At 60.5% G+C, this 16,957-nt stretch carries 14 protein-coding genes and 1 pseudogene; 4 read left to right on the top strand and 11 right to left on the bottom strand.

Annotated elements, in window-relative coordinates; genetic code table 11:
• Positions 1–7 precede the first annotated feature (7 nt).
• The 5 genes from FZ934_RS11545 to ung form a co-directional block, all read right to left on the bottom strand.
• The gene (locus FZ934_RS11545; protein ID WP_153271176.1) at positions 8–1,207 is read right to left on the bottom strand and encodes a glycosyltransferase family 4 protein; all 1,200 of its coding nucleotides are present in this window, start codon (positions 1,205–1,207) and stop codon (positions 8–10) included.
• Positions 1,208–1,420: 213 nt separating this feature from the next.
• Positions 1,421–3,223, bottom strand: a complete 1,803-nt coding sequence (locus FZ934_RS11550) for a polysaccharide biosynthesis tyrosine autokinase (RefSeq protein ID WP_246737787.1) — start codon at positions 3,221–3,223, stop codon at positions 1,421–1,423.
• 162 nt (positions 3,224–3,385) lie between these two features.
• Positions 3,386–3,994 (bottom strand): alpha/beta hydrolase, encoded by a 609-nt coding sequence (locus tag FZ934_RS11555; protein WP_153271177.1) that lies wholly within the window; start codon positions 3,992–3,994, stop codon positions 3,386–3,388.
• 11 nt (positions 3,995–4,005) lie between these two features.
• On the bottom strand, positions 4,006–4,938 hold the full coding sequence (locus FZ934_RS11560) for a VOC family protein (protein WP_153271178.1): 933 nt from the start codon (positions 4,936–4,938) through the stop codon (positions 4,006–4,008).
• 138 nt (positions 4,939–5,076) lie between these two features.
• Complete coding sequence (gene ung / locus FZ934_RS11565; protein ID WP_153271179.1) at positions 5,077–5,778, bottom strand: uracil-DNA glycosylase; 702 nt, start codon at positions 5,776–5,778, stop codon at positions 5,077–5,079.
• A gap of 154 nt (positions 5,779–5,932) precedes the next feature.
• On the opposite strand from ung, the gene FZ934_RS11570 reads away from it, so the two are divergent.
• The 4 genes from FZ934_RS11570 to FZ934_RS11585 all read left to right on the top strand — a co-directional run bounded on the left by FZ934_RS11570 (position 5,933) and on the right by FZ934_RS11585 (position 11,256).
• A complete protein-coding gene (locus FZ934_RS11570; protein WP_153271180.1) occupies positions 5,933–7,357 on the top strand; it encodes a phosphomannomutase in 1,425 nt (474 codons plus the stop codon).
• 34 nt (positions 7,358–7,391) lie between these two features.
• Positions 7,392–8,819, top strand: a complete 1,428-nt coding sequence (locus FZ934_RS11575) for a mannose-1-phosphate guanylyltransferase/mannose-6-phosphate isomerase (protein ID WP_153271181.1) — start codon at positions 7,392–7,394, stop codon at positions 8,817–8,819.
• Between the two features lie 104 nt (positions 8,820–8,923).
• A complete protein-coding gene (locus FZ934_RS11580; protein WP_153271182.1) occupies positions 8,924–10,240 on the top strand; it encodes a UDP-glucose dehydrogenase family protein in 1,317 nt (438 codons plus the stop codon).
• A gap of 2 nt (positions 10,241–10,242) precedes the next feature.
• Positions 10,243–11,256, top strand: coding sequence for an NAD-dependent epimerase (locus FZ934_RS11585; protein WP_153271183.1), 1,014 nt, complete (start codon positions 10,243–10,245; stop codon positions 11,254–11,256).
• A 9-nt stretch (positions 11,257–11,265) separates the two neighbouring features.
• Here the strand turns inward: FZ934_RS11585 and FZ934_RS11590 are convergent.
• From FZ934_RS11590 to FZ934_RS11615, 6 genes and pseudogenes are all read right to left on the bottom strand, one after another.
• Positions 11,266–13,052 (bottom strand): annotated as a pseudogene (locus FZ934_RS11590) (putative bifunctional diguanylate cyclase/phosphodiesterase).
• Positions 13,053–13,163: 111 nt separating this feature from the next.
• Positions 13,164–14,060, bottom strand: coding sequence for an NAD(P)-dependent oxidoreductase (locus FZ934_RS11595; RefSeq protein ID WP_153271184.1), 897 nt, complete (start codon positions 14,058–14,060; stop codon positions 13,164–13,166).
• Positions 14,060–15,043: a D-erythronate dehydrogenase gene (denD, locus tag FZ934_RS11600; RefSeq protein WP_153271185.1), complete on the bottom strand. Its 984-nt coding sequence runs from the start codon at positions 15,041–15,043 to the stop codon at positions 14,060–14,062. Before denD ends, FZ934_RS11595 begins: the two co-directional genes overlap by 1 nt.
• Before the next feature lie 159 nt (positions 15,044–15,202).
• Entirely contained in the window at positions 15,203–15,418 is a 216-nt protein-coding gene (locus FZ934_RS11605; RefSeq protein ID WP_153271186.1) for a hypothetical protein, read from the bottom strand.
• A gap of 80 nt (positions 15,419–15,498) precedes the next feature.
• Positions 15,499–16,182: a dimethylsulfonioproprionate lyase family protein gene (locus FZ934_RS11610; RefSeq protein WP_246737788.1), complete on the bottom strand. Its 684-nt coding sequence runs from the start codon at positions 16,180–16,182 to the stop codon at positions 15,499–15,501.
• Between the two features lie 193 nt (positions 16,183–16,375).
• A complete protein-coding gene (locus FZ934_RS11615; RefSeq protein ID WP_153271188.1) occupies positions 16,376–16,825 on the bottom strand; it encodes a GNAT family N-acetyltransferase in 450 nt (149 codons plus the stop codon).
• Positions 16,826–16,957 lie beyond the last annotated feature (132 nt).

The raw sequence follows: 16,957 nt of genomic DNA on the forward strand, positions 1-16,957 counted from the left end.
CCCAGCGCTAGATAGCCCTTAGTTCCTTCCAAGCGAGATTGTCGAAAATACCCTCGAAGCGATCCGTGATCCGGTCGATCGAGAAGGCCCTCTCCGCATAGGCCAGACCGTTGGCGCCGAGCGCCGCGCGCAGACCCGCATCCTCGGCAAGCCTCTGCATGTTGCTGATGAACGCGGTCTCGTTACCCGGGTCGACGACCAAGCCCGCCTTCTCACGCTCGATAATACGACGCGCCAGATTGCCGTTCGGTATGGATCCGAGCACCGGGCGCGCACTGCAGAAATAGGTCAGCACCTTTGATGGCACGGAGAACACACCGGCCTCCTCCTCGATCATGGCGATCAGAATATCCGCATTCGAGAGAACACCCGGAAGCTCCGCGAACGGGACCCACGGATGGACCCGCAAATTTGGAGCGCACTCGGCTGCTGCATGCTGCAAGGTCGAAGCCGCCGTTCCCTCGGAGAAGATATCGAGCGTGATCGGCAGCGCCTTCGCAACGGCAAGGAGCAGGCCGGGATTGTGCTTGTAGCCAAGCGTGCCGGCGTAAACCGCCCCCACTTCACCTGCCCCACGCTTTGGCTCTTTACCGGTCGTACGCAGATTCATTTCAGCCAGCGGCGCCCAATTTTCGACCACCGATATCGGCGGTGAAACGCCTCGCGCGGCCAGCATCGGCACGAAATCTTCCGAAATGGCGATCACATGATCGCTCTCCCGCAACAGCCCGTATTCCAGCCGACGATAGCGCTTCGCGACTGCCTCCCCGATCAATGGAAGCTTCTTCGGCAGAAGCCGGGTGATTGCCTCGCTGTAGATATCCTGAAGCCAGAAGATGAAATGCGCGCCGGCGCTGTGTGCCGCCTTGTGTATCACCGCCTGCGTATCCAGAGGCGCATTCGAAGACACCACGATATCGGGCCTGAAGCGTCGGATCTCTTCGGCCACCAGCCGACCGAACTCTATTTCCTGCGATCGCCGCTTGAAGAAGCTGTCTTTTCGAAAAGGCTGATCTAGCGAGAGGCCGACGATCTCGATTTTGTCAGCAGGGTTCTCGCCTGGCTTCAGATCGCCTTTCGGCGTTTGGAAGCTGGCTGAATGAACATGCCTGAGATGGTACCCTCGTTTTGCGAGGGACCGGGAAAGCTGAACCTGAAACGGATGTCCTGAATAGTCATGAACAAGTATGCGCTTCGCCACGGCCATGCGAACTCTCGCGAAAACAAGTAAAACGGATCCTTTGAAATTCCTCAGACAATAAACCGAGCGCTTCCAGCTGGCCGCAACAGCTAGATCGATGGTTGTATTTATGAATTGACTAAACCATTACACAAACAACCTGTTTGTCAATACTTGCGCGAAAGTTGCAGAAAAGATTGCGTACTGCGAGCGTTTTTCCGTCGCCACATCCCGCAGCGGCTATCGCGCAAGGAAGCCGAACAGCTTGCGCCGGTCCTGACCGTTCAGGATGGCGACGACCGCCGCACCGTCCCGAACATTCTCCTTGAGCGCGGCGACGGCCCGGCGTGCCGCACTCTGGGGCGTGCTGGCCCAACGAACGACGAACAGAACGGCATCGCTCAGCCGCGCGAGGTAAAGCGCATCAACAGCCGACTCGACCGGCGGCGTGTCGATCACGATATAGTCGAAATGCCGACGCGCGCGACCAAGCAGCGTCCGGATGGTCGGTCCCATCAGCAGGTCATCGGTCGGAAATTCGGCCGGCCGCGCGCCGATGATGACCGAGAGGTTCGTCGACTGATCGGTCAGGACCATGTTGGCGAGCCCCGGATCCGGCTCGCCGCGCAGAAGATCGATGAAAGCAGACGTTGGCTCGCGGTCCACGTGCTTGTGGATGCTTGGCTTGCGCAGATCGCAGTCGATCAACAGGGTTCGCTTTCCGGCCAGCGCATAGGTGCGCGCCACCGAAGTGGCGAGCGTCGACTTGCCGTCGCCGTGCTGCGCGGACGACACCATCAGCACCATGCATTCCTGCTGCCGATCGTCCCGGAAGGTCAACGCTCCCGTCCGCGTCTGCTCGATCGACACGCGAATTCGCCGAATGGATTCGGAAAACACCGATAGCGGAGAGGCAATGATGATGTCGGAGAGACCCCGCCCATGCGGTCGCTCGAGCTCGCTTCCCTGCTCGTGCGGAACGACGGAAGCCAGCGGCAGGCCGAGAACCGCATTCACCTGGTCATCGGCCGTGAAGCCGCCGATCACGAACTCCCGCAGCAGGCCCGCCCCGATGCCGGCAGCAAGCGCCACCAATGCCATGACCGCAAGAATGAGCGGCACCTTCGGGTAGGAAGGCTCGATCGGCAGAAGTGCCGGCGAAACGACCCGGCTGTCGGCGAGCTGAAGGCTCACCTGCGTTTCGAAATCCTGCAATCGCGTCAGCAGCGTCTGATACTGGTTTCTGGCGATCTCGGCAGATTGCTGAAGGCTGTAGAATTGCGTAACGACATCAGGCGCAACGCGCGGCCCGGCGTCATCGATGGCGACACCGGTCAATCTCAGCACGGCGCCGGCGTCCGCCGATGCGCCAACGAGACCGCCGTGGGCCGCGGAAAAGGCCTCCAGCTTCGTTTCATATTCGGAGAGCAGCTCGCGCGCCTCCGTTACCCGATGCTGCAGGCTGTTGCGTGCCGTAATCGTGCCGGCGACCTTCGCCTCGACCTGCTTCTTCATGTAAACGTCGGTGACCAGATTGGCGAGCTTCGCCGCCTTGGCCGGGTCCGCGGAGGTAACGGAAACGCCGATGAGATAGGTCAATCCTTCGCGTCTGACTCTCACTGCTTCCCGGAAGGCATCAAGAACCCTGCCTTCGATATGAGACCCGTCTTCCGCAACGCTCTGGCTGGCGCCCAGCCAGCGCAACAACCGCCCGCTGAGATGGGTATCAGGTTGAAATTCCGCATCTCCGACGAGCCCGCCCTCGCGAACGGCTTCGAGCAGAACCGCATCGGACTGGACGATGCGAACCTCGCCCTCGACGCGCGAATTGTCGGTAACCCCACTCGCAGCATCGGCATCCGGATCAAGCAGGTTCTTCGAGCTTGTATCGACGAGCAGAAGCGCCTGCGCGCTATATTGAGGCGTCAATGAGAAGGTAATGGCGACGGCGCTCAAGAATATCACGGCGGCAGTAACAAGAATTGCGCGTGTCTGGCGGCGTATTATGCCGGGCAGCATTCGAAGGTCGGCAATTTCGTTCATACGATGCAAACCCGCCAGCGAAACCCATGGTCACGCCGACAAGTAAATACCATAAATGATTGAAATAACAACCACCGATACACTACAGGGAGAAATTCCCTCAACGACACCGTTTCGGCAGACAATGGCCAGCCTCGCTGCCGAGACTGGCCATTCTTGTCGCTAGAGATATGCCTGGAAAAGATTGCGAACCGCGTCCACTTCATTCGGGCGGATTTCATGCCCGCCCGCGTGCCAATCCGTCACGACAGCAGCTTTCTGCGCCTCGAAGTAATCGGCAAGAGCCTCGGTCACGGCCTTTGGGCTGATCGGATCACGCTCGCCGGCGGTGATCAGTATCTTCCGACCGGCAAGCGCCTCGTTTGCCCTCGGCTTGAACGGAATAAGCGGATGCAGAAGCGCGGATACGTCGAACAATCCCTTTTCGATCAGCACGTTGGCAAGAATGTTTGCGCCATTCGAGAATCCGAGGCCGAGAATGGCGGATGCATCATGCTCGCGGGCAAGGTTTGTCACATAGTCCGAGAGCTTCTCCGTCGCGCGCGCCAGATCCGCCATGTCGTAGACGCCCTCGCCGGTACGCTTGAAGAAGCGGGCGGCACCAAACTCGGAGACGTCCCCACGCGGCGAAACGATCGTCGCATCGGGCAGCAGTTGCCGCCCAAAATCGAAGAACTGATTTTCGTCGCCACCGGTGCCGTGCAGGGTGAAAAGTATAGGTTTTCCGCGTGCACCGGCATGCAGCCGGTGCACATAACTATTGGCGTTCATATTTTCTCTCCTTAGCCTTCGAGCGGCTGCAGATGTTGTTCGATCAGACCCCGCAGGTGCTGGTGCTGCTGCGGCAGCTTCAGGGCTTCGCCGAGATGCGCCGTATCCTCGTCGCGATCGAAACCGGGTTCGTTGGTGGCGATTTCGAACAGCACACCGCCCGGCGTGCGGAAGTAGATCGCCCAGAAGTAGTCACGGTCGATAACAGGCGTAACCTGATAGCCGGTATCCATGAGCGCCTTGCGCACCTCGAGCTGCTTCTCGCGGTTTTCAACCGCGAAGGCGACGTGGTGGACAGAGCCCGCGCCCGGAAGCGCACGCGAGATGTTCGGCATCGTTTCAAGGTCGACCAGATGCGCGCCGTTGCCGCCAGGGATCGTCAGGCGCTTGACGCCGTCGCGCTCTTCCTGGAGCTCGTAGCCCATGAACTTCAGCAGCTCACTGGTTGCACCATCGTCGCGCAACCGCATCGCAACCGAATGGAAGCCACGGATTGCGTGATCCTCGCTGATCCCGCCATGGGTCCACGGCAGGCGCGTATCGTCCTTGACCTCGACCAGCGCAAAGCCGTCACCATCGGGACCGGCGAAATTGAGCCGCTTTTCACCGAAGCTTTCCTCGGTCTTCAAGCCGCCAACGTTCAGCTTGGAGAGACGGTCGCTCCAGTAGCCGATCGAGCCCTGCGGGACGGAATAAACGGTCGTACCGACCTCGCCGGTGCCCGGACGACCTTGCGCCATCTTCGGGAACGGGAAGTACGTCATGATCGTGCCGGGGGCGCCGGTCTCGTCGCCGTAGTAGAGGTGGTAGACGTCAGGCGCATCGAAGTTCACGGTCTTCTTGACGCGGCGCAGACCAAGCGTGTTCGTGAAGAACTGGTTGTTGGTCCGGGCGTCTTCCGCCATCGACGTAACGTGATGCAAGCCTTTGATTTGATCTAACATTTGAGACCCCTTTCTGGCCCGCCGTGCGGGCTTTCGATGGGTGATAGATGGCCCTTAAACCTGCCGGGGCATAGCCCTACCAGTCGGAACGCATTGTCTCCTATTTGTGAACGATGAAAAGACTTCGTTCAGAATGAACTACACTGCTTCCGGATTTGCCGGCAGCGTCCAGTCGATCGGCGTACGGCCATGCGCTTCGAGAAATGCGTTGGCCTTGGAAAAGTGCCGGCTGCCGAAGAAGCCGTTGTGGGCGGAGAGCGGCGAAGGGTGGACGCTCTTCAGCACCAGATGCCGCGATGTATCGACGAATGCGGCCTTCCGCTGCGCATAAGAGCCCCAGAGCATGAACACGACAGAATCGCAATCGTCGTTGACCTTGCGGATGACCGCATCCGTGAACTTTTCCCAGCCCTGCCCCTGGTGCGAGGCAGCTCTTGATTCCTCGACTGTCAGAACGCTGTTGAGCAGGAGTACGCCCTGCCGTGCCCAGTGCTCCAGAAAGCCGTGTTTCGCTGGCGCAATGCCAAGATCTGTCTGCAGTTCCTTGTAGATGTTGACGAGAGATGGCGGGATCCGAACGCCGGGACGCACGCTGAAGCAAAGCCCATGTGCCTGCCCGAAGCCGTGGTAGGGGTCTTGCCCGAGGATCACGACCTTGACGTCGGCCAGCGGCGTCAGATCCAGCGCCCGAAAATACTCCGAGCCCTTCGGGAATATCCGTTTCCCGTCCTCGCGCTGCGTCAGCAGGAAAGCCTTCAGCTGCAGCATGTAGGAGCTGTCGAATTCGGTGGCGAGCGCCGCTTTCCAGCTTTCCTCGAGCGCGATCGTCTGTTCAGCCATGAAATGCCTCCGCCGCTGCAAAACGCTTTCGACTTGCCTCGAAAACGGAATTCGCAGACATTTTATTCGTCGTCAGTCGTCAAAATTTACGAACTATACGTAGTTTGTTTCGAAAAGACCGGTAAATTCAACCGCATCCGAGGGCTTATTCAATATGAAATTCGGCACGAGCGGGCTTCGCGGCCTGTCTGAGGACCTCAAAGGGCGCGCGTCGGCACTCTACGCGACGGCCTTCGGTCGGCATTTGCTGGATAGCGGTCTGGCCCGGCCTGGCGATGCCATCCTCATAGCCCGCGACTTCCGCGACTCGAGCCCCGAGATTTCAGCCAACTGCGTGGACGCACTGACCAGCCTCGGTTTCAAGGTTGCCGACTGCGGCACACTGCCGACACCCGCGCTCGCTCTCTACGGCCTTCAGGAGAAGGCAGCCAGCATCATGGTGACAGGCTCGCACATTCCGGCCGACCGCAATGGCATCAAGTTCTACCGACCGGACGGAGAAATCGACAAGGGTGACGAGGCAGCCATCACAGCGGCGGCGGCAGTGCTGGATGAAGGCGGCTTCAGTTTCGTCCCCAGCCATGCAGCACCCGAGAACCGTGTGTCCGAATGCCTTTCCCTGTTTGCAAAGAGAAATACGGCTCTTCTCGAGCCAGACGCCCTGCGCGGGCTGAAAGTCGGCGTCTATCAGCACAGCACCGTGGCGCGCGATCTTCTCGTCGAGATTCTGCAAGGATTTGGAGCAACGGTCGTCGCGTTCGGCCGCTCGCACTCCTTCATCCCGGTGGATACGGAAGCCGTCTCGCAGGACACGATTGCCATCCTCAAGGTTGCGGCGCGGGAGCATGGGCTTGATGCGATCGTCTCGGCTGACGGTGACGGCGATCGCCCGCTTGTCAGCGACGAAACCGGCCACCCGCTGCGCGGTGATCTCCTGGGCCTGATTGCCGCCAATTTCCTCGGCGCCAGCGTCGTCGTCACTCCTGTCACTTCGAACTCCGGCATCGAAGCATCGGGCAACTTCAAAACCGTGAGAACCCGCGTCGGCTCGCCATTCGTGATAGCTGGCATGCAGGAAGCTGTTGCCGCGGGAGATGGCGGCGTGGCCGGTTTCGAGGCAAATGGCGGCACCCTCACGGCCAGTGAGTTTTCCGTGCGAGGCGCGCGCCTACAGGCCCTCCCCACCCGCGATTGCTTCCTGCCGATCTTGGCGACCCTGCTTCTCGCCGCATCGAAGAAACAGCCTCTGTCGCTGATCGCGGAGAGCTACCGCCTGCCGTTTGCCGCAGCCGACCGGCTCGAAAACTTTCCCGTCGAGACCAGCGCACGGCTGATGGCATATCTCAGAGCCAGCCCGGCAAATCTGTCGTCCTTCCTGCAGCCGATCGGCGAAGTTGGCAGCACCAGCGACATCGATGGATTGCGGGTAACGCTAAAGGATAAGAGCATCGTCCATTTCAGGCCCTCCGGCAACGCGCCGGAAATGCGATGCTACGTCGAAGCCGCAAGTGAAACCGCCGCATCCGCCCTGCTCGAAGCCGGCCTCGGCCGCATCCGGCAATGGGCCAGTACCAATTGATTGACCGCGTACAGATTGTTCAAGGATACGACCGATGAGTAAGAAGATCGTCCCAGTCATCATGGCAGGCGGAAAAGGCACCCGCCTCTGGCCACTGTCGCGGGCGACGGCCCCGAAGCAGTTCATCCGCTTTATCGGAGACCGCACGCTTTTTCAGGAAACGCTGCTTCGCGTTTCCGACCCGGCGATCTACGAGCCCGCGATTGTCCTGACCAACGAAGAGTTTCGCTTCCTCGTCGCCGAACAGGCCCGTGAACTGGACCTCAGCCTCTCCGCCATCCTGCTTGAACCACTCGCCCGCAACACCGCGCCGGCGGTTGCCGCCGCGGCCGCTTTCGTGCGGGAGCGTTTCGACGACACAACGCTCATGCACATCATGGGCTCCGATTACGAGATCGTCGCAGACGAGGTCTATTTCGACTGCGTGAAAAAGGCAGCGACAGCGGCCGGCGACGGCCGCCTCGTCACCTTCGGCATCGCACCGACCGAACCGGCGACCGGATACGGCTATATCGAAGGCGGCGAGACCCTTCAGAGCGGCGCGCAGGTCGTCGCCCGCTTCATCGAGAAGCCGCCGTTGGCAAAGGCCGAAGAGATGCTCGCCGCTGGCGGCTTCTACTGGAATTCCGGCATGTTCATGTTCTCCGCCGCGCAGCTGCTCGACGAAATGGGCACCTACGCCCCCACCGTCCTGAAGGCCGCCGGCGATGCCGTCGCCAAGGGTCTGAAGGACCTCGATTTCATCCGGCTGGACAAGACGGCCTTCGCCGAAAGCCCGAACATCTCGATCGACTACGCGATCATGGAGAAGACGAAGAACGCCGCGGTTATCCCCTCGCCCTTCAAGTGGTCTGATCTCGGTAGCTGGGATTCCGTCTGGAAAAGCGGCAGCCGCGACGAATACGGCAACCTCGCTGCAGCCAACACGACGCTGATCAATACCAAGAACTCGCTGGTAATGACCCATGGGGTGCACCTTGCCGTCCAGGGCATGGACGACATCGCCGTCATCGCCAGCGAAGACGCAGTCTATGTCGGCCGTCTGCAGGACAGCCAGGAAGTCGGAACGATCGTGAAGATGCTGGCCTCGGCGCCGGCGACATCGAAGCTGACGGAGTTCCACCCGACATCCTATCGCCCGTGGGGTGGCTATACTTCGGTGCTGAACGGCGACCGTTTCCAGGTGAAGCGGATCTTCGTCACGCCGGGAAAGAAGCTTTCCCTGCAGAAGCATCACCATCGCTCCGAACACTGGATTGTCGTAAGGGGGACGGCGGAAGTGACGATCGGCGAAAACGTGCAGATGCTGCGCGAAAACGAATCCGTCTACATCCCGCTCGGAGAGGTCCACCGCCTCGCGAACCCCGGCAAGATCACGCTGGAGCTGATCGAAGTTCAGACCGGCTCCTATCTCGGCGAAGACGATATCATCCGGATTGTCGACGAGTTCGGGCGTAGCTGATCCGCCAGCCGAGCCTTTGTCTTGAACTTATAAAACTACCCCTGTACACCGTCACGACCCGCCCGACCGGCGGGTCGTGATCGTTTTTCTCAGGGAATGACTCCATGCGTATTGTGATGATTGGTTCGGGCTATGTCGGTCTCGTTTCCGGCGCCTGCCTTGCCGATTTCGGCCATCATATCACCTGCGTCGACAAATCCGCGGCAAAGATCGATGCGCTCGAGGCCGGAGAGGTTCCGATCTTCGAACCCGGTCTCGACACGATCATCGAGCACAATCGCAGTTCCGGCCGCCTCGACTTTTCGCGCGATCTCGCGCCAGCCGTCGCGGAAGCGGATGTCGTCTTCATCGCCGTCGGAACGCCGTCGCGCCGAGGCGATGGACACGCCGACCTGACCTATGTCTATGCGGCGGCGCGTGAGATCGCGGCAGCGGTCACCGGCTTCACCGTGGTCGTCACCAAATCGACGGTTCCTGTCGGCACCGGCGACGAAATCGAACGGATCTTCCGGGAAGAGTTTCCCGACAAGGAGATCGCCGTCGTATCGAACCCGGAATTCCTGCGCGAAGGCGCCGCGATCACCGACTTCAAGCGTCCGGATCGTATCGTCATCGGAACGGAAGACCCCCGCGCGATGGAAGTCATGCGCGAAGTCTACCGTCCGCTCTATCTCAACGAAGCCCCGCTCTACTTCTGCGAACGCCGGACCTCGGAGCTGATCAAATACGCAGCCAACGCGTTCCTTGCAATGAAGATCACCTTCATCAACGAGATCGCCGACCTCTGCGAACAGATCGGTGCCGATGTCCAGAAGGTGGCCAAGGGCATAGGCATGGACAAGCGCATCGGCGACAAGTTCCTGCACGCCGGTCCCGGCTATGGTGGATCCTGCTTCCCGAAAGACACGCTTGCCCTCGTCAAGACCGCACAGGATTACGACAGCCCCGTCCGGTTGATCGAAACGACCGTGGCCATCAACGACAATCGCAAGCGGGCGATGGGACGCAAGGTGATTGCCGCCTGTGACGGCAGCGTGCGCGGCAAGAAGATCGCGGTTCTCGGCCTGACCTTCAAGCCGAATACCGACGACATGCGCGACGCGCCCTCGATCACCATCGTCCAGGCATTGCTCGACGGCGGCGCGACAGTCCACGTTTACGACCCCGAGGGAATGGACGCCGCCAAGGACCTTCTGGGCCCAGTCACCTATGGCAGCGACCCCTATGAGATTGCCGAAGGCGCCGATGCCCTCGTGCTGGTAACGGAGTGGGACCAGTTCCGCGCGCTTGACTTCAAGCGGCTGAAGGGCCTGGTGCGTACGCCGGTGCTCGTTGATCTTCGCAACATTTACCCGACCGCCGAAGTTGTCAGGCACGGCTTCAGCTATTTCGCGGTCGGCAAGAAGAGCGAGAAGAACTGAGCATGCGTTATTTCATCACGGGAACCGCCGGCTTTATCGGATTTCATCTTGCCCGCCGCCTGCTTCAGGACGGGCACGAGGTCGTCGGCTTCGATGGAATGACGCATTACTACAACATCAAGCTGAAGCAGATGCGCAACGCCGCCCTGGCGCAGTTCCCGGGCTTTCGTGCCGTGACGGCCATGTTGGAAGATCGCAAGGCCGTGGAGGATGCGGTTGCCTCCGCCAAGCCTGATGTGATCGTTCATCTGGCCGCCCAGGCCGGTGTTCGCTACAGCCTCGAAAACCCCAAAGCCTATCTGACGTCGAACCTTGAAGGCTCCTGGAATATCTTGGAGATCGCAAAGACCGTCGGCGTCCAGCATCTGATGCTGGCATCCACCTCCTCGATCTACGGCGCCAATCCGACCGTCCCGTTCCATGAAATGGACCGCGCCGACGAGCCGCTGACCTTTTATGCGGCGACGAAGAAGTCGATGGAGTTGATGGCGCACAGCTATGCCCATCTTCACAAGGTGCCGACGACCGCCTTCCGCTTCTTCACGGTATACGGCCCATGGGGCCGCCCCGACATGGCACTGTTCAAGTTCGTCAAGAACATGCTGGAAGACCAGCCGATCGAAATCTACGGCGAAGGCAAGATGAGCCGTGATTTCACCTATATCGATGACCTCGTGGAAGCGATCCTCAGGCTTTCGGCAGTCGCCCCGTCGGAAGCGAACCGCGTGGCTGGCGAGAATACCGATACGCTGTCGCATCAGGCACCGTTCCGCGTCGTCAACATTGGCGGCGGACAGCCGGTCAGCCTTCTCGACTTCGTGGAAACGGTCGAAAAGGCACTTGGCCAGCCGGCAAAACGGCTGATGCTGCCGATGCAGAAGGGCGACGTCCCCAGAACCTTCGCAAGCCCCGACCTGCTCGTCGCACTGACCGGATACAAGCCCGAGACGACCTTGCGCGAAGGCGTGAAGGCATTCGTCGACTGGTATGTCGAGGCGCGCGCCGAGCTCGACTAGACGACCGATCTATTCGACGGTGGCCGCCTCGAACAGCCTGTCGATCTCGGAAGCCGGCGCCGGCCGCCCGAGGGCAAAACCCTGCAGGGCGTCGCAGCCCAGTTTCGCCAGCGTCTCCGCATGCTTCTCCGTCTCGACGCCCTCGGCGATCACCTTGACACCCAGCGCCTTGGCGATCTCGATGATCGACTTCACGACGCGGCGCTGCTCGTCTGACGTATCGACGGCATCGACGAGCTGGCGATCGATCTTGAGACGCGTCGGCCGAAGCCGGACAAGTCCAATCAGGGAAGCGTGACCTGAGCCGAAGTCATCGATCTCGATCTCGATACCCATCTGCTTGATCCGATCGACGCTCTCCAGCAACTCGTCATCGCAGTCGTCGAGAAAGATCGTCTCGATCAGCTCGAAGACGATGGCATTACGCGGCACGTTTAGCGCCAGCAGCTCCTTGGAAAGCAGCGGATCGTAAAGTCGCTGTCCCGAGATGTTGACGGCGATCCGGGGCACCTGTGCGCCGCGCCCTTCCCACGTTCTACGGTCTTCCAGCACGCGCCGTAGCATGATGGAGTCGATCTCTGCCGTCAGCCCGTATTCGTCGGCAACCTTGAGGAACTCTCCCGGAAGCAACAGACCCCTGTCCTTATGCTTCCACCGCGCCAGCGCCTCGAGCCCAACGACCTCGCGGGTGCGCGCGTCCACCTGCAGCTGATAGAAGGGCACGATCTCGCCTTCCGTCAGCGCCGTCCTCAGTTCTTCGGCAATCCGCCGACGCCCCATAAGGTCGTCCTTCAGCTGCTGCGTGAAGAACTCGATACGATCTCGGCCGGAGGCCTTCGCCTGGTAAAGCGCAATATCCGACTCGGCCAGGAGATTGGCGCCTTTGCGATCGATGGAACATGAAACGCCGATCGACGCGCCGGATTGCAACTGCTCGCGACCGAAGCGTATCTTCTTGCGCAGTCGGCGCTGCAGATCCCGGGCAACATCGCGAAGCTCGTCAACGCTTCCAAAGTTGACGAGGATGATGACGAACTCGTCTCCCCCGATCCGGGCCGCGACCGCCCCTTGCGGCAGGGCAGCCTTGATCCGGGTCGCGGCGGCGCGCAGCACGACGTCGCCGGCGGCATGTCCGTATGTGTCGTTGATCTGCTTGAACTCGTCGAGATCGAGATGCAGCACGGCGAGTTTCAGGACATCAACGTCATCCTTCAGCTGCGCCAGACGCTTGTCGAAAAGCCGCCGGTTGGGCAGACCCGTGAGATAATCATGCTCGGCGGCATATTCGACCCGCGCCGCACTCTTCTCCAGATCGAGTGCACGCGCCTCCGCGACCGCCCTCTGCCGGGCGGCCTCGTCAGTCAGAAGCACATCGGCCGTCACATCCCATTCCGCACCGATGAACGAAGGGGCGCCATCGTCGCTGATGTAGAAATGGGCACGTGAGCGGATATGGCGTATCTCGCCATTCGGCCAGATGATGCGAAATTCGGAATTATACTGCCCCCTCCGCGCCGCCGCATCGCTGAAGTCCCGTTCGGCCCGCTCGCGATCGTCGGGGTGGATTGCGTCCGCCCAAACGGCCGTCGACACCTTGCCACTGGTCAAGCCAGTCTTGTAGAGGCGATGCATCTGCAGATCCAGGAGATCTCGTTCTTCCGAAGATCATGCTCCCACACACCGATCTGTGACGCGTCGAGCGCCAGTTCAAGGCGTCTCAGGAGATCCCGAAATTCCCGCTCCGACCGTGTGGTGTCGTTTGGTACCAAAACCGTCTCAGCCTCATGCAATCCCACTGCGACAGGCTTGGCTAAACCAACCGTCGCGCGAGATGTTAATTAGAACAAACTAAAAATCCATCAATGATTGTGCCGCAGAGACCACCGCTATTTTGGCAAGTCGCCTCCTCATGCGGGACCCCGACCACCCGCATTCTGCTTTTCAAGCTGCAACAGCAGGCCGCTGTGATCGACGTCCGCGCCGCCATCCTCGACGAACGCGGCAAACTCCGCGCGAACAGCCTCCGTCAATGGCAGGACCAGCGACAGGTCTTCGGCAACCGCAAGGATGTTGTTGAGATCCTTCAACTGAAGCTTCGAGGGCCCGGCATGGCCGAACTCCCGACTGACCATTCTCTGCCCGTGAATATCGAGTATCCGGCTCTCGGCAAATCCGCCGCGAATGGCACGCCTGAAGGCCTCGGGCGACCCTCCGCCTGCCTGCACCAGCATCATGGCTTCGGCAATGGCGCCGATCGTAACGGCGACGATCTGCTGATTACCGAGCTTGGCCAGCTGCCCGGTGCCGCTCGGCCCGACATGCGTGACACGGCCAAGCGGCGCGAAGACGTCAGCCAGCTCGGCAATGAGCGTTCCATCCCCGCCCGCCATGATCGCAAGCGTACCGGCCGCCGCGCCGACGACACCGCCGGAGACTGGGGCGTCGAGATGCCGGATCCCGCGCGCGGCAAGCCGTGTCGCGTGATCTCGCGCCTGCGCGGGTGCGATGGAGCTGCAATCGATCACCGTGGCGTTTTGTGGCAGAGCCTCCGCAACGCCCTGCAGGAACAGCACATCTTCGACCGCCTTCCCGTCTGAAAGCATCGTGAAAACGACCGCCGCACCTCTGGCTGCAAGCGACGGCGTTTCGGCCACGACGGCTCCGTCCTTGGCAAGCGCCTGCGCCTTGGTGGCATCGCGGTTCCAGACGGTTACCGCAAAGCCCGCATCGAGCAGACGCCGCGCCATCGGCGCTCCCATGAGGCCGGTGCCAAGAAACGCGATACTACGCGGTGCGGCGCCCATCAGAGCTTTCCTCCCATTTCATCCTCGATATGAACCCGGATAATGTCGTCGAACGAACGATCGGCGACGAACCCGAGTTCGCTCGCTCGCTTCGGCTCGAATGCCTGCGGCCAGCCTTGCACGATCTTCATCACCAGCTCGTCCGGCTCGCGACGGATGAGAGCGACGGCTCTTTCCCCCGCAACGCGACGCAGTGCCTCGATCTGCTCGCCGACCGTGACGCTGACGCCGGGCATGGTGAGACTGCGTCTCGAACCCAATAACTGCAGATCGATGCTGGCAGCATGGATGAGGAAGCCGACGGCGGAGCGCGGCGACGCGTGCCAGTGGCGCACCGTATCGGCAACAGGAAGGATCGCGACCTGCCCGGCGAGCGGCTCGCGCACGATCCCGGAGAAAAAGCCGGATGCCGCCTTGTTGGGCTTGCCTGGCCGCACGCAAATCGTTGGCAGGCGGATGCCGATGCCATCCAGGAAACCGCGACGTGTGTAATCGGCAAGCAGCAACTCACCCACCGCCTTCTGCGTCCCGTAGCTCGTCAACGGCGTGAGATTGAAATCATCGGGAATGACATCAGGGAACGGTGCTCCGAAGACGGCGATGGACGATGTGAAGACGACGCAGGGGCGATAGCCGTCCTTCAGATGCGCGAGCCGGATCGCCTCGAACAGCGATCGCGTACCTTCGAGATTGATGCCGTAGCCTTTCTCGAAATCGAGTTCCGCCTCGCCGGAGACGATCGCTGCGAGATGAAAGATGACATCGGGCCTGGCGGCGATCAGTGCTGTGGCATTGCCAGCCTGGGAAATGTCCACCGCGCTGCTGTCGACGCGCCCCGCGAAAGCTTGCGGGCGCTCCGGTTCGGCAACATCGACGAGTGAAAGACGCGTCAGCGGATGACCGCCAAGACTTCCGTCCGATACAAGGCGCGCGACGAGCTTGCGCCCGATCATACCTGCGGCGCCGACAACTGCGATGTGCATCACGCTCCTCCAAGCTTTGGCTCGCGGCGCGACTCCCTTCGCCCGACGTACGTTCATCAAGGCACATCTGAAGGATCATGGGAACAGAAAAATAGGGGCTGATGGAGATAGCCCAGCCGATCCAGGGCTCACGCACACAAGAGCGTAACGGCCTGGCGATCAGGCGAGTTTCGGCACGGGAGTCAGCAGATACTCGAGCGCGGCTTCGCTTCGCACGCCATCCTGATAAAGATGCAGAACCAGGCAGGCGAGATCATCGAGATCGCCGGCATCCATCGCTTCTTTTTCGCTCAACCGGTGCAACACGCGTTGGCAAAGTGCGACTTCGTGGTCCTCAAGTGGTGCTTTTGTGGAATTCGGAATTGCCTTGGTCATGACAGCACCTCCTCGACAATAGCTAATACCCCTGGAGATGAACCTTACGTGAACGGAAGATGCCGGAACGCGTGGGCTACTCAGCGCTCGACATGGCACCATGCCGCGAGGAGCGGCCGCGCGGTGCAACGCATCGCCACGTTGTGGCCAGCGTCATTGAAGAAGATGGATCCGACCGATCCGCGCTGCCAGCCCTTGTCGTCGCAGGAGAATTCGCAATCCGACAGCGCGAGAAACACCCTCGAACGATACTGGATATGGTCAGGGAAACGAGTGTAAGGCGCCATGATCGTCAGGCCGAGGGCAACGTCGTCTCTCTCTTCAACGCCAGAGACCCCCGCCACCACGGCATGCGCGTGCGTGTGCTCGATATTCAGGCTTGCGAACGGCCCTGTCTTGCTGGCAACCCATTCCAGGCTCTTTGCAAGATCGCCGATCGCGGACGCGACTTCCGCGAAGGCGGGCCCCTTCTGTGATAGGTGGCGGAGCGCAAACTGCATCTGTGTCGCGAGCGGCATGGCCGCAACAGGCTTGTTGGCGACGGCACCGGGCTCCTGAAGGCGGTGAAACACCTTGCCGGCGACGAACTTCTCCATCATCGGCGTGCTGTCCGACAGCATGATATTTCCCAAGGCACCGATCAGCCGCTGAACGGCAACCGGCCTGCTCGCACGGCGAACGGAATAGTCCCCTTGGGTGGCTCTCGTTCCGCGATGCAGAAGAAGGTCTGCCTCCCGTCTCAGCCGGGATTTCAAGCTCGCCACGGAAGACTCCTTTGTTACCGCGCGCAGATCACTTATCGCGAAGCGACCAAAAAGGGAACGGTCATCCCATGGTTTCAGTATCTCATCGCGCGCCGCACAAACGGCCGGCGAATCGGTCTGTTGGCCGCGCTACGTCATCAGTGGTCATGTTCCGACCATTTGACACGATGGCAAAGCGTTATGTCGCCTAGTCTCAGGTTTTCAGGGTTTCCGCAGAAAGCACCTTTCTTAGAAAAAACCGTCGAGGCGTACGGTCATCCCCTTCGAGTTCCCCGAACTGCTCGTAACCAAGCTTCAGGTAAAACGGTTTTGCTTGGAAGTCGTAGGTGTCTAGGAAGATCCCCAGGTATCCGCGCTCGCAGGCAATGCGCTCCGCCTCTCCCATTAACTGACGGCCAAGACCCTTTCCTCGGAGTGCTTCAGGCACGACTAGATACTTGACGAATAGCCAATTGAGTTCATCGAACGCGTACAGGCCGCCGACGATCTCTGCAGTCTCCGATTGCCTTAAAACGATACCGAGATGTGGCCATTCCGCTATGGTCGCGGTGTGGCGGCTATTGAAGTCCACGAGCGGTTTCAGGAGGCGGTCAAGCTCGTCTGCAGTCGGCTCGGCCGGGAGGGTTTCTAGGATGGCAATCATCGCGGCAGAATGTGTGAGGGGATGGCCATTGTCTAGTCGATAGTTTCGGCAGTTCGGCCCCTTCGGGCCGATAGCCCACGCCTTTGCGCCAGACGTTCAAGCAGAAGATGGAACGCATCACGAATCAAGAAA

It is taken from the genome of Rhizobium grahamii (assembly GCF_009498215.1).
GTDB classification, from domain to species: Bacteria; Pseudomonadota; Alphaproteobacteria; order Rhizobiales; family Rhizobiaceae; genus Rhizobium; species Rhizobium grahamii_A.

Coding starts and splice junctions, on each gene's coding strand:
- FZ934_RS11570 (WP_153271180.1), top strand. CDS start 5,933: ATGAAATTCGGCACGAGCGGGCTTCGCGGCCTGTCTGAGGACCTCAAA.
- FZ934_RS11580 (WP_153271182.1), top strand. CDS start 8,924: ATGCGTATTGTGATGATTGGTTCGGGCTATGTCGGTCTCGTTTCCGGC.
- FZ934_RS11550 (WP_246737787.1), bottom strand. CDS start 3,223: ATGAACGAAATTGCCGACCTTCGAATGCTGCCCGGCATAATACGCCGC.
- FZ934_RS11545 (WP_153271176.1), bottom strand. CDS start 1,207: ATGGCCGTGGCGAAGCGCATACTTGTTCATGACTATTCAGGACATCCG.
- FZ934_RS11585 (WP_153271183.1), top strand. CDS start 10,243: ATGCGTTATTTCATCACGGGAACCGCCGGCTTTATCGGATTTCATCTT.
- FZ934_RS11555 (WP_153271177.1), bottom strand. CDS start 3,994: ATGAACGCCAATAGTTATGTGCACCGGCTGCATGCCGGTGCACGCGGA.
- FZ934_RS11575 (WP_153271181.1), top strand. CDS start 7,392: ATGAGTAAGAAGATCGTCCCAGTCATCATGGCAGGCGGAAAAGGCACC.
- denD (WP_153271185.1), bottom strand. CDS start 15,043: ATGCACATCGCAGTTGTCGGCGCCGCAGGTATGATCGGGCGCAAGCTC.
- ung (WP_153271179.1), bottom strand. CDS start 5,778: ATGGCTGAACAGACGATCGCGCTCGAGGAAAGCTGGAAAGCGGCGCTC.
- FZ934_RS11615 (WP_153271188.1), bottom strand. CDS start 16,825: ATGATTGCCATCCTAGAAACCCTCCCGGCCGAGCCGACTGCAGACGAG.
- FZ934_RS11560 (WP_153271178.1), bottom strand. CDS start 4,938: ATGTTAGATCAAATCAAAGGCTTGCATCACGTTACGTCGATGGCGGAA.
- FZ934_RS11605 (WP_153271186.1), bottom strand. CDS start 15,418: ATGACCAAGGCAATTCCGAATTCCACAAAAGCACCACTTGAGGACCAC.
- FZ934_RS11595 (WP_153271184.1), bottom strand. CDS start 14,060: ATGGGCGCCGCACCGCGTAGTATCGCGTTTCTTGGCACCGGCCTCATG.